This window comes from Paenibacillus sp. NPDC056933 (assembly GCF_042674385.1).
Taxonomy (GTDB): Bacteria; Bacillota; Bacilli; order Paenibacillales; family Paenibacillaceae; genus Paenibacillus.
The window spans coordinates 420,742-434,298 of the sequence record NZ_JBHUQN010000001.1; the positions used below are offsets into that span (position 1 = coordinate 420,742).

General features: G+C 47.2%; 11 protein-coding genes. 6 read left to right on the forward strand and 5 right to left on the reverse strand.

Annotated features, from left to right (window positions below; all coding sequences use genetic code 11):
* Window positions 1-291 precede the first annotated feature (291 nt).
* Window positions 292-1,215: a proline dehydrogenase family protein gene (locus ACFTRD_RS01765; RefSeq protein WP_379377413.1), complete on the reverse strand. Its 924-nt coding sequence runs from the start codon at window positions 1,213-1,215 to the stop codon at window positions 292-294.
* A gap of 242 nt (window positions 1,216-1,457) precedes the next feature.
* On the opposite strand from ACFTRD_RS01765, the gene pruA reads away from it, so the two are divergent.
* Together pruA and rpoN are read left to right on the forward strand one after the other, a co-directional pair.
* Complete coding sequence (pruA, locus tag ACFTRD_RS01770) at window positions 1,458-3,005, forward strand: L-glutamate gamma-semialdehyde dehydrogenase (RefSeq protein WP_379377415.1); 1,548 nt, start codon at window positions 1,458-1,460, stop codon at window positions 3,003-3,005.
* A 123-nt stretch (window positions 3,006-3,128) separates the two neighbouring features.
* Window positions 3,129-4,433 (forward strand): RNA polymerase factor sigma-54, encoded by a 1,305-nt coding sequence (gene rpoN / locus ACFTRD_RS01775; RefSeq protein WP_379377417.1) that lies wholly within the window; start codon window positions 3,129-3,131, stop codon window positions 4,431-4,433.
* A gap of 153 nt (window positions 4,434-4,586) precedes the next feature.
* Here rpoN and ACFTRD_RS01780 read toward each other — a convergent pair whose 3' ends face one another.
* Window positions 4,587-6,020: an aspartate ammonia-lyase gene (locus ACFTRD_RS01780; protein WP_379377419.1), complete on the reverse strand. Its 1,434-nt coding sequence runs from the start codon at window positions 6,018-6,020 to the stop codon at window positions 4,587-4,589.
* A gap of 323 nt (window positions 6,021-6,343) precedes the next feature.
* On the opposite strand from ACFTRD_RS01780, the gene ACFTRD_RS01785 reads away from it, so the two are divergent.
* The 3 genes from ACFTRD_RS01785 to ACFTRD_RS01795 all read left to right on the forward strand — a co-directional run bounded on the left by ACFTRD_RS01785 (window position 6,344) and on the right by ACFTRD_RS01795 (window position 9,621).
* Entirely contained in the window at window positions 6,344-7,621 is a 1,278-nt protein-coding gene (locus ACFTRD_RS01785; protein ID WP_379377421.1) for a methyl-accepting chemotaxis protein, read from the forward strand.
* Window positions 7,622-7,824: 203 nt separating this feature from the next.
* Window positions 7,825-8,670: a hypothetical protein gene (locus ACFTRD_RS01790; RefSeq protein ID WP_379377423.1), complete on the forward strand. Its 846-nt coding sequence runs from the start codon at window positions 7,825-7,827 to the stop codon at window positions 8,668-8,670.
* A 243-nt stretch (window positions 8,671-8,913) separates the two neighbouring features.
* Complete coding sequence (locus ACFTRD_RS01795; RefSeq protein WP_379377425.1) at window positions 8,914-9,621, forward strand: stalk domain-containing protein; 708 nt, start codon at window positions 8,914-8,916, stop codon at window positions 9,619-9,621.
* A 106-nt stretch (window positions 9,622-9,727) separates the two neighbouring features.
* Here the strand turns inward: ACFTRD_RS01795 and ACFTRD_RS01800 are convergent, their stop codons facing one another.
* Window positions 9,728-10,702, reverse strand: a complete 975-nt coding sequence (locus ACFTRD_RS01800) for a ring-cleaving dioxygenase (protein ID WP_379377427.1) — start codon at window positions 10,700-10,702, stop codon at window positions 9,728-9,730.
* A 477-nt stretch (window positions 10,703-11,179) separates the two neighbouring features.
* On the opposite strand from ACFTRD_RS01800, the gene ACFTRD_RS01805 reads away from it, so the two are divergent.
* On the forward strand, window positions 11,180-11,941 hold the full coding sequence (locus ACFTRD_RS01805; RefSeq protein ID WP_379377429.1) for a YwaF family protein: 762 nt from the start codon (window positions 11,180-11,182) through the stop codon (window positions 11,939-11,941).
* Window positions 11,942-12,037: 96 nt separating this feature from the next.
* Here ACFTRD_RS01805 and ACFTRD_RS01810 read toward each other — a convergent pair whose 3' ends face one another.
* Both ACFTRD_RS01810 and ACFTRD_RS01815 read right to left on the reverse strand, forming a co-directional pair.
* A complete protein-coding gene (locus tag ACFTRD_RS01810; protein WP_379377431.1) occupies window positions 12,038-12,832 on the reverse strand; it encodes an SDR family oxidoreductase in 795 nt (264 codons plus the stop codon).
* Window positions 12,833-12,988: 156 nt separating this feature from the next.
* Window positions 12,989-13,246, reverse strand: coding sequence for a YqkE family protein (locus ACFTRD_RS01815; RefSeq protein ID WP_379377433.1), 258 nt, complete (start codon window positions 13,244-13,246; stop codon window positions 12,989-12,991).
* Window positions 13,247-13,557 lie beyond the last annotated feature (311 nt).

The window sequence follows — 13,557 nt, forward strand, 5'->3', positions numbered from 1 at the left end:
CTTGACATTGGATGTTGATGTACAGCGTTATACGATGGCCATTTTATCAACCGACCCATTGACAATATTCAATTCTTAGAGGAAATGGATGGTGTCCAGAAAAGTAGACATTTCAATTTGAGAATGCTCATTTTTTAGACATTACAAAGGGAACTATTGGTTAGGTAAGGTCCGATTCTCTGCAGAACGATATGTACAGAAAAGAAACCATGTGCCTGGAAAGAAAATGGCCGCATGGTTTTTATTCTTGTCGTTGTTCATTTATAATGTGTTGATTCAGCTGAAGAATAACTATCTGAACATGTTTTTGACGACCATCCAGAGATTGGCTGGCTTCTCGGCAAGACGGCGGGTGTAGTACGGGTACCACATGGTGCCGTAGGGCACGTAACAACGAATGCGGTATCCTTCCCTAGCCAAACGTTCCTGTTCGCTCATGCGCAAACCGTATAACATTTGAAATTCAAATGCATCGGGGGAGATTCCCCGGTCCTTTGCGTACTGCTTGGTCCATTTAATAATGTTGTCATCATGGGATGCAACCGCGGTGTATACGCCTTGATCGAGATGATTTCGAATCATGGTTTTGAATTGATCAATCACTTCAGAAGCATTCTGATAAGCTACGGATGCAGGCTCCTTGTATGCTCCCTTGACCAGACGCAGTCGAATTCCTTCCCGAATCATGTCCCGCGTATCTTCCACGGTACGATGCAAGTAGGCTTGCAGTACCGTTCCTGTATTATCCAGTCCCTCCGAGTGTAAACGGCGCACGATATCCAATGTCGCTTGAGTAAATGGGCTGTCTTCCATATCGATACGTACAAACAGATCATGTGTCTTGGCCTTGACGGCAACAGCACGGATATTGTTGTAACCTTCATCCGGGTCCAGTGCAAGTCCCATCTGGGTTGGCTTAAGCGAGACGTTGGAGTCTGCACCCTGACGGGCAATGCCTTCCACCAGTCGTATATACTCATCCCGGTACAACGCGGCTTCTTTTAATTGGGTAATGCCTTCGCCCAGATGATCCAATGTCGCCATAATGCCTTTGTTGTTAAGTGCCCGAATCTCTTCGAGAGCCTCTTCCAGTGTATTGCCAGCGATGAACTTGCCTGCGAGCTTTTTGCCATATTTGATGGACAGATTCTCCACAGCTTTATTACCTGCAACGGTCAGCAGCGTCTTGCGGTACATTTCCGTTCCGATACTCATCGGGATTTCCTCCTTATGGATCATGCTTCTTCATAACCAAATTACCAAGCAATAATCATGCCAAAGTTGGTCTGGATGGGAATAAAGCAGACATTTATTTCAAAAAATATTTTTCTCAAAAAATATTCCTTCTCCAATCGGAGTTGGCATGGATTTTGCTACATATATTGGGTGATGAGTAAAATGCATGGCAGCTCAGGCTAACAGCCAGCGAACCCCAAATTCTGAAGGAGGAATCATTGATGAACATCCCTTTTGTTAACGAACCATTCACACCCTTTACGGTCCCGGCTAACCGGGAAGCATTTGAGAACGCGTTGCGTAAGGTAGAAGCTGAGCTTGGGCAGGAATACTCCATCATTATTGGTGGGCAAAAAATAACAAGTACCCGCACGCTAACCTCGGTCAACCCTGCGGTGAAAGAACAGGTCGTCGGAACGATCTACCAGGCAGATCAGGAACTCGCCGAGCAGGCGATCCAGACCGCTGCGGAAACATTCCGCACCTGGAAACATACGGACCCGAATGAACGTGCCCGGTATTTGTACAAAGCGGCGGCGCTTATGCGGCGGCGCAAGCACGAATTCTCGGCCTGGATGGTATATGAAGCAGGCAAGACATGGCCTGAAGCGGATGCGGATACAGCGGAAGCCATTGATTTTATGGAGTTTTATGCGCGTGAGATGCAACGGCTGAGTGAGCCTCAGCCGCTTACCCGGATTGCAGGCGAAGATAATGAGCTGAGTTATATTCCGCTTGGTGTAGGGATTGTAATTCCACCATGGAACTTCCCGCTCGCCATTATGGCAGGTATGACCTCGGCTGCGCTGGTCTCCGGCAACACAGTCGTATTGAAGCCTGCGAGCACAACACCGGTCATTGCGGCCAAATTCATGGAATTGCTTGCGGAAGTGGGTGTGCCTGATGGCGTAGTGAACTATTTGCCAGGACCGGGCAGTGAGGTTGGTGATTACCTGGTAGATCATGCGCTTACCCGTTTTATCAGTTTCACAGGCTCCAGAGATGTCGGCCTGCGGATTAACGAACGTGCAGCACGCACCGCTCCGGGACAGAAATGGATCAAACGAGTCATTGCAGAAATGGGCGGCAAGGATTCCATCGTTGTGGATAGCGACAGTGATCTGGAATTGGCTGCGGAATCTATTACAGCTTCAGCGTTTGGTTTTTCCGGACAGAAATGCTCCGCGTGTTCTCGCGCCATTATTCATAAAGATGTATATGACGAGGTACTCGAAAAAGTGATTGAACGGACCAAGCAGCTGACGATGGGCAGCCCGCTTGAAGTTGGTAGTCAGGTTGGCCCCGTTATCGATGATAAAGCATACGCCAAAATCAAAGAATATATTGAGATTGGCAAAGGGGAAGGACGCCTTGTATGGGGCGGTACTACAGGGAATGGGGAAGGTTATTTTATTGAACCGACCATTATTGCCGATGTAGACCCGCAGGCGCGGATCTCACAGGAAGAGATTTTTGGACCCGTGCTGGCTTTTATCAAGGCAGACTCTTTCGAAGCTGCGCTGGATATAGCCAACAATACGGATTATGGTCTGACTGGTGCGGTAATTTCGCGTAATCGTGAACATCTGGAACAAGCCAGACGGGAATTTTTTGCGGGCAACTTGTATTTTAACCGTAAATGCACAGGCGCTTTGGTGGGCACACATCCATTTGGTGGATTTAACATGTCGGGGACAGATTCCAAAGCAGGCGGAAGAGACTATTTGCTGCTGTTCACGCAAGCAAAGCTGGTATCCGAGAAATATTAAATTTGGACGGTTGGGCTTGAATCCGCTGACAATCATTTGGTTTCTATGCTATTATTCTGAAAAAATGATCTTTTGTTCGTCGGCATACTGAGGTTGCTTGAGAAGCACTAAGGAGGGAGACGGATGTTAGGCGTTCAGTTGATACAGGAGGGGCGTATTCGATTATCCATTACGCCGGAGATGAAACAATCCATTCATTTGCTAACCTTGTCAGGTCAAGAATTGGCTCGTTATTTGCAAGACATCGCAGATGAGAATCCGGTGCTTGAGCTGGAAGAACCCCCTGCTCTGCGCGCCCGGCTCCCTCGTCGAATGAATCAGGGGCAGCTCTATTCTTACGATCCATTGCTACAGGCAAGAGGGGCTGAGCCTACGCTCGAACAGCTGCTGACGTCCCAGCTTCGCTTGCTGGGTCTCCCTTCTGCTCTGAAGACAACAGCTGTATATCTGGCTGGTTGTGTGAATGCTGATGGTTATCTGGCCATGGAGCTGGAGGAAGTTGTACTGGCAAAAGGGATATCCGTGGCTGAGGCTGAAGCTGCTCTGGACATCCTCCAGTCGCTGGACCCGGCAGGAGTGGGCGCCCGCAATTTGCGTGAATGCCTGTTGCTGCAGATTAGAAGGGACCGGGCTGCTAATCCGCATGCGGAGCTGATGGTGGAGGAGGGACTGGAGGAGCTCATTCGATTCCATCCCGGCAGAGCAGGGAACCGTCTGGGAATTACCTCGAAGCAAGCGCAGGCAGCGTATGACTATATTGCCCGTCTGGACCCGAAACCTTGCCGATCGATGGGGTGTATGGAACGTCTGCATTACATTATTCCGGATGCTGTTGTGGATATCAGGAACAATGAGGTTTCTCTTCGCTTGAATTCAGCAGGTATACCGCGTGTATCCCTGAACGAGGCTTGCTGTCGTTGGATTCGAGACGCCAATGCAGATGAAGTCTGGTCAGGTCGGGCAATCGAAGCGAGAGCAATTATTCGCAGTGTGCGCATGCGCCGCAGAACGTTGATGAGTGTGCTGACTGCAGTGATGAGTGAACAGGAATCCTTTCTTCGTGAAGGAACTGCCAGTCTGAAACCGCTCAATTTGGCGACGATTGCCGAAGTTGTTGGTATGCATGAATCGACGGTGAGCCGTGCTGTAAGTGGCAAATATGTTCAGACGCCTCATGGTATGTATGAGCTCAAGGCTTTTTTTGCTTCCGGAATTGAAAAGGTGAGCGGAGAAATGACCTCTGCGCCATCGGTGAAGCTCAGACTGAAAGACCTGATTCGTTCCGAACAGGCGGAACGCCCATACTCGGACAGTCAGCTTACGGCGTTGCTCGCCAAAGAAGGAATTGTCATCTCTCGCCGTACGGTGGCCAAGTACAGGGAGGAGCTTCAGATATTGCCCTCGCTAGAACGGAAACGCTGGGCATGAATGAGCCTTTGATTCGAGATATAGGCTATAAATAAAACCCCCGCGGGCCTGGTACCGGTCTGCGGGGGTTGTTCGTTCCGATTTAACAGCGATCGAAAGGTTGTTCTGTCATCGGAGTTTCAGTGCAAATATTCATTGTTGAACTTCAACAGCTTACAATCGTTCCATATTACGCAGGAAATGTTCTCCGGCAATCCCTGGTGTGGTCATTTGCTCCGGGTGCAAAATTTCTTCCAGCTCGATCGGTGTCAGCAGACCCCGTTCCAGAATAATCTCCTGCAACGTATGTCCGGTTTTCAACGCTTCTTTTACAATGGAAGCTGCCACATCATAGCCAAGATGTGGATTGAGCGCTGTAATTACGCTGAAGCTTTGCTTCATGATCAGCTCGCAGCGTTCACGGTTCGCTTCCATCTCTTCCACGGCATAACGGGTGAATACATCGATGCCGTTATTCATAATTTTCAGCGACTGTAGCAAGTTGAATGCGATAACCGGGCCCATAACGTTCAGCTCGAACTGACCGGCTTCGCAGGCCATGCAGATCGTATGGTCGTTCCCCATCACCTGGAAGGATACCTGATTGATGACCTCAGCCATAACCGGATTGACTTTACCCGGCATAATGGAAGAACCAGGCTGACGGGGCGGCAGGCGCAGTTCGTTGAATCCCGCACGTGGGCCGGAAGCCATCATTCGAATATCATTACAGATTTTGGACAGGCTGACCGCACATACTTTCAGCGCAGCTGACAATTCCAGGTATGCATCTGTATTCTGCGTGGCATCCACGAGATCTTCAGCCGTATGCAGATTCAATCCGGTCACATCGGACAGATGCTCCGTGACCTTGACGATGTATTCGGGTTTGGCGTTAAGGCCTGTACCTACAGCTGTCGCTCCCAGGTTAATGGTGAGCAGGCGGCGATTCGCGAATTGGAGACGCTCTATATCACGTCCGATTACACGTGCATAGGCACCGAACTCTTGTCCGAGCCGAATAGGTACGGCATCCTGAAGATGTGTCCGGCCTACCTTGACTACATCATCGAATTCCTGTTCCTTTTTGTGGAAGGCAGCCTGCAGACGCTTCATCGTATCCAACAACGTTTCGGATAGCCGATAAGCCGCAATGCGCAGTGCGGTTGGGATCACGTCATTGGTGGATTGGGACATATTCACATGGTTATTGGGATTGCAGTGGAAGTAATCTCCCTTATTCTGCAATAGCAGTTCCAACCCGCGATTCGCGAGAATCTCGTTCATATTCATATTCATGGAGGTGCCAGCACCGCCCTGAATGGAGTCTACAATAAAATGATCCAGATGATGGCCTTTCATCATTTCTTCAGCAGCCATGACAATGACATCGCCGATTTTGCGCGGCAGCATTCTCAGCTCCATATTTGTGATGGCTGCAGCTTTCTTCACCGCAGCCAGAGCTGTAATCAGCTCCCGGTGAACCGGAACGCCGGTAATCGGGAAGTTTTCTACAGCCCGTACCGTCTGTATTCCGTAATAGGCATACTCAGGAATTTCTTTTTCTCCAATAAAATCTTTCTCCGTCCTTGTGGACATTGTAGACATTTCGTTCGCCTCCAGTGGCATCCAAAAATAGGTCAGCTCCGGCAATGCCGAAGCGCACTCAGTATATCATTTAAGCAAAATGGATGCCAACCTAAATGATTTCACCCGAATTGCCGATAAATAATTTAAATTAAGGATATCACCTTGACTAAATGGTCATTCAGCTAACCCGTAAAAATCTGTCTTATCCATTATGCTCCACTTGAATGAAGTCATGCATGGGCATCAGGACAGCCATCAATTTGTCGTTTGCAGTGATCTAAATCACATGTTATTTGGTTATCTACTGGTAAAATAGGAAAAAAGGACTATGAGGTGTACATATGAAATGGACTTTAGGCGCAAAAACCGTCGCAGGCTTGGTACTAATTTCACTTATTACGTACGGAACTAGCGGCTTTTTTATATTTTTTCTCCAGGATTGGCTCTCATTCTCCATGCCGAGCTGGTTGTATGTCTCCATCGTTCTTGTCATGGGTGTCTGCTGGAACGGAATTTTGGGCTGGTTTGCCTCTCGCTGGCTGACTCGTCCAATTGTGCATCTGTCCCGTGCTGCACAACAAGTCTCATCGGGAGACTTGACGGTCGAGATTCCGCAGCGGCTTACAGAAGATGAACTTACTGTATTGTATGATGCTTTTCGCGTAATGGTTTCCAATCTGAGAAGTATCGTGAACGATATCTCGGATAGCACACGAACAACTTCACAGAATGCCCAGTCACTTAGTGAAGCCATTACCCAGGCAGCGGAGCAGATCGAGATGATGTCGGATGCCGTGGATCATATTGCAGTGGGTGTAGAAGAACAGAAGGTGACTTCCGAGAAATCACTGGTTACAGCAGGGGAGATGCTGAATGATTTTCAGCGTATGCACAGTCAGTCGATCAGCATGACAGAAATGTCCGGCCAGATGGAACGATCGGTAGATCACACGAAGCAGACCTTTTCTTCTTTAATGAAAGGAATGGACGAGCTGGCGGAGTCCCACAATCGTTCCCGTGACATCATGTTGTTGCTCGAGAAGGAAGCCTCCGATATTGAAGCCATTACCCAGTCGGTCAAAAACATTGCAGAGGAAACAGGCCTGCTTGCCCTGAATGCTTCCATTGAGGCCGCACGTGCGGGAGAAGAGGGTTCAGGTTTTGCTGTGGTGGCCCAACAGATCCGGAAGCTGGCAGATGAGAGCAAACAATCAGTGCATCGGATTAATGAACTGATCAGCCGCGTACAGCAACGAATTAAGGACACAGCTCAACTGATTCATGAACAGCATGGTTTGGTTATTAACGAATCCGAGCGTACAATCTCTGTCGATCAGACATTGCAAGAGCTAACGGGCACCGTGGAAGTGTTCATGAAAGGCGCACATGACATCGGGTCCAAGATTGCAGAACAGACGGGCCGCGTGGAACAGACACACGGTCATGTGAAAAAGATTCAGGGAGAAGCCGGATCGTTCTCGGATGAAGCGAGACGGATTATGGATGCAGCGCATGAAGAAACGGCAATCATGGAGGAAATATCGTCCTCGGCTGAAGAGCTGAGACAGCTAACCGATCGATTAATGGACAAAACGAAAGCATTTCGGATGCAGCCTTAGGCTGTTCCGGAATGCTTTTTTTTTCGTACTTCGATATCGTTATTTTGCTTATTATGGTTAAAGCCGAACATTCTTTCGTAAAAATAAATATTCGTAAAGTTTTTTTCTAGAGTCTGAACAAAAATCTATACAAAATCTGAACAATTGACCGATAATGACGATATAATAGAATTAATCCATTATAGAAGAAGGAGCCCAGCATATTGAAAACTTGGACAGGTATCCTGCTGATGATTATTTTGGCGGTAGCTACGATTAGTATAACCTCAGCTGCCAGAACCATGAATGAATCGCAAAAACAGCTTAACATAGATGATCAAACCAGCCAGACCGCAGCGGTCTCGGCTTCCAATATAGAAACAATGAATGAAACAACATTTACAACGAAAGAAACAACTCCCGTTAAGGAGGAGTATGTTTCGGTTGCTCCAGAGAATGAAAACGTAAAATTATACCCCATGAAAGTTGAAGGTTCAGGATATATATATAACGGAATGGCGCTGGAAGTGAACGGAAAGACTCGGGAATTCGGCGAATGGCAGGGTGAAGGTGGATCTTATAAACCCGAAGTGCACGAGCTGGATCTGAACGGAGATGGCAAGAAGGAGATTGTTGTGTTGTTTACAGCCGGTCATGGAACAGGCATTTATCTGGGCGAGGCGCATATTATCGATCCAAGTACGCTGGAAGAGATGAAGATGCAATCACTGGATGCGACTGTGAAGCAGCATGTGGAATCGAAAGTCCGTGTGGCGCCAGGTCAGATTACGATCAACGTTACCGTTGACGGGGTTCATGCAGAACCTTCTCTGGTGGAGGAAGACACTAGCGAGGGAGTGTATAACGAAGAACTCAAGTTCGGCGGTGTTGTTTATTACAGTGTGGAGAATGGGAAATTAGTTGTATCGGCAGCGGGTGCTTATGGGAATGGTTTATATGACGGTGATCTAACTTTTGCCTATGAATATAAAGATGGCGAATGGAAGGCTTCAGATTTGAAGTACAGCACAGAAGAGTATGAAGAGGAGTACTATGAATCGTTTGATTGAATCAGTTAATTAGAGAAGAGCGGACTTGCAGCAGCAATGAAAAAAATATACCCCCATTGTCTTAATGGCACAGGGAAAAGGGTGAGGCTGAAAAAATCGTATACATTTAGCCTCGCTTTGTGCTATCCAAATTCAAATTTTATTCCAGAAATTTTCCTTGAAAAGATTGACATTCTTACTTTAGTCGTTTAAATGTATAAAGGATGGAACTCATCTATTTTATACTTTCAGGAGGTATAGTTAATGAAGAAGAAGGTCGTATTGGGCTTAATGGTGGGTACACTAACACTCGGTATCGGTACGGGGGCATTGGCAGCAACGGGTCTTGAACCGATCAAAGCATTTCTCAACAGCAAGATATCTCTGAAAATGAATGGGACAACGGTAACAGCCAAAGATGCCAATGGCAAGACAGTTTTACCGATTACGTACAATGGAACGACTTATCTGCCTGTACGTGCAGTAGGTGACCTGTTGGGTACTGAGATCAGTTATGACAGTGCTAGCTCCTCCGTAATTATTGGCGGAAGTAATGGATCAGCTCCAACGGAAACGAACAAACTGACATTGAGTTCGCTCGGAGAAACCGTGTTGGGAACGTCTGATTGGCATACCAAAGATCCTGCAGATACTTCCTATAAGGGCAAGGATTACAAAGATGTTTATTTGCATAATGATTCGGTCAAGCTGGGAAACAGCTTCCAAATCATGACGAAAAAGAAATATTCCAAATTACATCTCGAACTGGCAGCAGTAGGGGGTTCCCAGGAAATTAAAATAATGGATGGCAATAATACTACCCTGAAATCTGTATCGCTTGCTGCGGAAGATGGTTTGATTGGTGTTGATGTGGATGTATCCAAAACGGACTTTGTGGTTGTCGAGATTGTGGAAGAGACGCCTGATTCTTCCCTGTTTGTGCCCCTGACTACATCTTATTTGATCAAATAAAATGACTTTATGGTACGTGAAAAACGATTATCCTCTGAACATCAGCCGGGTTTCTCGGGATGATGCACAGCGATAATCGTTTATTTTTTTCTATTGGAATCGTTGATTATCGAATCATGGTGTCCAGCGGTTTCAGTTTGGATTCGATCTCAGCCCGGCGGCCTTCAAGGAATGGAGGCAACGCCAGGGATTCACCAAGATGAGCCATTTCTTCATCCGTATCGAAGCCGGGACCGTCTGTTGCAAGTTCGAACAGGATACCATTTGGTTCACGGAAGTACAGAGAGCGGAAGTAGAAACGGTCTACGAAACCGGAGTTCGGGAATCGGAAGTTATGAACCCTTTCCACCCACTGTTTCAGTTCTTCTTCATTATCCACCCGGAAGGCGACATGGTGTACACTGCCGCGTCCAGGACGTTCCTGAGCAAGGTCGTTTCGTTCTTCGACATGAACCTCGGAGCCGCTGCCACCTTCACCGGATTCGAAGACGAGTACATCGGGTTGACCTGCGACAAAAGCAGGATACGTCCCTTTTTGACGGAAGCCGAGCAGTTCTGTGAGGACTGGAGTGGTAAGAGATGCATCTTTGACGGTAAGATGCACCGGGCCCAAGCCTACAATACCATATTCAGCAGGTACGGGGCTTTGATCCCAAGGTTTGCCTCCGGCAACACCTGCATCGTGTTCATCGGAGACAAGAATCAGGCGCTGTCCTTCGAAATCGCTAAACGAAAGCGTGGCGCGCCCTCCTCGCTCAGTGATTTCTCCATGAGGCACATCGAATTCATCAAAACGTTGCTGCCAGTAAGTAAGAGCTGCATCACTAGGAACACGAAGTGACGTTGCCGAGATGCTGTTCATGCCTTCGCGGGTCTGCCCGGCCATCGGAATTTCGAAGAAGGTAAGTTCGGTTCCGGGATTCCCTTTTTCATCGCCATAGAAGAGGTGGTAGACCGAAACATCATCCTGGTTGACTGTTTTTTTGATGAGTCGCAGCCCCATGACGTTGGTATAGAAACGATAATTCTCAGCGGCGTGTGCAGTAAGTGCGGATACATGGTGAAGTCCTTTGATTTGCATAATAATTCCTCCTGGTTATATAGGTTCAACTAATGAGTATTTACACGGGCACTCCGATGACAGAATAACCTTCCGATCGCTGTTATCCCCAGATTTTATGATTCCTCTTTTCAATGGGGGAAATCCGGGGATAAGCGTATGCTTCCGAAGCAGCCTTCTTTCAGAAAGCTTTCAGGCGAAGTGTATGCTTTCGAAGTAGCTTTCTTGTAGAAAGCTTGCAGCTTCGCTTCTTCAGTTTATTTCTGTCCTCTTCGTTATCGTGTAAATGTTTAGAAGAACATATTTATAATATTTCCATAAATAAAGTTACTAACTTTTAGTTTGTTTCGTTGTTGAATTTATCTTAACATAAAGATATTTAAATAACAATCCTTTTTTAGAATTGCATCTGGACACTTCATTCATTCAATGCCAAAATGAAAAAGTTAACATTAAAGAGATATATTGTGTTGTGAAATGGGAAGGAGTAAGAAACACATGGCTTTTCCACAGTGGCTTGACCCTTATGATACAGAGCCTTTTATGCTGTTTTCCACTTCGCATCTATGGGCGATCAGCCTGACTGCTGTACTGATTATACTGATGTTCCTGCTTCGGAACTGGCTACGTTCATTGTCACCCAACACACGCCGTATCATTCGTATTACCCTGGCTTGTGTCATGTTCGGCTGTGAGAGCGTTCTTCAGCTCTGGTATGTATATGGGGGTGTTTGGAGTCTTCAGACTTCATTGCCGCTGGAACTATGCAGTCTGTCCCTTCTGTTAGCAGCGCTACTATTATTGATACGCAGCCGATTGCTTCATTCTGCATTGCTGTTCGCAGGAATAGCAGGAGCCTTGATGGCGATCGTAACGCCTAACCTCGGATATGCTTATGCGCATTTTCGTTTTATTCAATTTTTTGCTGCTCACGCCTGTATTATTCTGGCGTTGCTCTATATGACTTGGGTGGAACAGATGCGTCCCAGCTGGAAATCGGTGCTGGGTTCAATGATTTTCGTGAATATGGCTGCGCTGATCGTATATGGCGTGGATGTCCTGCTTAACGCCAATTATATGTTCCTCAGACATAAACCGGATACGCCTTCCGTGCTCGACATGTTGGGCCCATATCCTTTGTACATTCTTGGGGAAGAGGTACTGGCTATCGTGATATTTTCCCTGATGTACTTGCTGATTTTTTCCATTCCGGAGCGGCTGAATAACCGCGTGAAGAGAGGAAAGAGTTCAGCACTCTAGTTAAAGATGAAACCAAACATCCCGCAGCAGTCTGGATATCCAGGCAGTTTGCGGGATGTTGGAGCTGTTAACTCACAGTGAGCAGAATATGAATCCTTATCCACGTAATAAAGATTCCGCTCCATCCACGTAGATCCGGGTACCGGTCACATGGGAAGATTCATCTGAGGCGAGGAAGAGCACCAGATTGGCCACCTGCTTCGACGTTCCGGGTTCACCCTTGAGCGGGTGTTCATGACCTTCCGGGAATTCAACAGGAATCTGTACTTCTTTCAGATCGTCTGAAGGATAGGTATTGTCATCGATGTTGGTATCAATGGCGCCCGGACATACGGCGTTGACACGAATCTTATACTGGGCAAGTTCCAGTGCAGCCATCTTCGTAAAAGCCGTTTGCCCTGCTTTGCTGGAGGCGTATGCAGAGAACCCGATGCCAGAGAATACACGGTTACCGTTAATGGAACTTGTAATAATAATGCTTCCTCCCCGGTCCTTCAAATGGGGGATGGCATACTTCACAGTTGCAAACGTGCCGCGCATATTGATGCCCATCGTCTGGTCCCAGTCCTCAGGTTCCATCGTTTCAATCGGAGCCATCGTGCCGTTGATGCCGGCATTGGCAAACACGATATCCAGCTGTCCGGCTTTCCCTACCGCCTGATTGATGGCCTTCTGTACATTGTCCGGTTTGGATATATCACATTCAATGACGTGGGCTTCTCCGCCTGCGTTCTCTATCGTCTGTTTGGTCTTCTCAGCATTCTCCGGGGTCCGGTCCAGCAAGAACACTTTGGCTCCATGTTCAGCAAAACGAATGGCAGTAGCTTGACCGATACCAGATCCACCCCCGGTCACAATCGCAACTTTCCCTTGCAAACGTTGTTCAGTCATCCTGATCCCTCCGATTCCTATGAATTGTCAGTATTACTCTCTATCTCTACATACCCGGCTCTGAAAAGGTGAATCAGTTGAAACCATATAAAAAAGGACCGCTTGGCGGCCCTTCATTTGCATCCTGGATGATAAAACCATCGGTTTGCTGCCTATTTACTTATGTTTCTTCCAGTCCATCGAACTATTGTTCAACAAGTACTCAAAATCATTATCTTTTCGCTTCTGTTCCGCTTTACGGACTTCTTCAGCTTGCTGGCGTTCCTGCTCTTTGCGGTCTGCCTCGGCAGCCTTGGCCTCGTCCGCCTGAGCTTTCAATTTCTCCAGTACATCACTGCTCAGCAGGTCCTTCAGTGTGGTCGGTTTATCTTGTGCTGCTTTGGGAGCAGGGGTGTTTTTTTTTGATTTTGCCATGGGATAATCTCCTTTCAAAAACATGAATCAGCTTCCATTTATACTTCAGTAGTCATAGTATATCAGGTTCACGTAACCCATTCCATGAAACGAAAGAACAAAAGCAGGAAATAGAGGGTTACGTGACGAATGAAAGCGGGTATAAACTCATATATTATTACCGATACTGCGACTATTCCCTGAAGAAAGGAGTCGTTGTTCGTGGAAGTAAACCGCAGTTTACTGAAAGGGCTTGCATGGGGTGTAGCTTTCAGCTGCCCGCTATGGATCGCGATCATCGGATGGTTGCGTTTGATGGGATGGATGTATTG

Bases quoted from the DNA above. Each gene is read 5' to 3' on its own strand.
- rpoN (WP_379377417.1), top strand. From the start codon at position 3,129: ATGTTAGGCGTTCAGTTGATACAGGAGGGGCGTATTCGATTATCCATT.
- ACFTRD_RS01785 (WP_379377421.1), top strand. From the start codon at position 6,344: ATGAAATGGACTTTAGGCGCAAAAACCGTCGCAGGCTTGGTACTAATT.
- ACFTRD_RS01800 (WP_379377427.1), bottom strand. From the start codon at position 10,702: ATGCAAATCAAAGGACTTCACCATGTATCCGCACTTACTGCACACGCC.
- ACFTRD_RS01780 (WP_379377419.1), bottom strand. From the start codon at position 6,020: ATGTCTACAATGTCCACAAGGACGGAGAAAGATTTTATTGGAGAAAAA.
- ACFTRD_RS01815 (WP_379377433.1), bottom strand. From the start codon at position 13,246: ATGGCAAAATCAAAAAAAAACACCCCTGCTCCCAAAGCAGCACAAGAT.
- ACFTRD_RS01765 (WP_379377413.1), bottom strand. From the start codon at position 1,215: ATGAGTATCGGAACGGAAATGTACCGCAAGACGCTGCTGACCGTTGCA.
- ACFTRD_RS01805 (WP_379377429.1), top strand. From the start codon at position 11,180: ATGGCTTTTCCACAGTGGCTTGACCCTTATGATACAGAGCCTTTTATG.
- pruA (WP_379377415.1), top strand. From the start codon at position 1,458: ATGAACATCCCTTTTGTTAACGAACCATTCACACCCTTTACGGTCCCG.
- ACFTRD_RS01795 (WP_379377425.1), top strand. From the start codon at position 8,914: ATGAAGAAGAAGGTCGTATTGGGCTTAATGGTGGGTACACTAACACTC.
- ACFTRD_RS01810 (WP_379377431.1), bottom strand. From the start codon at position 12,832: ATGACTGAACAACGTTTGCAAGGGAAAGTTGCGATTGTGACCGGGGGT.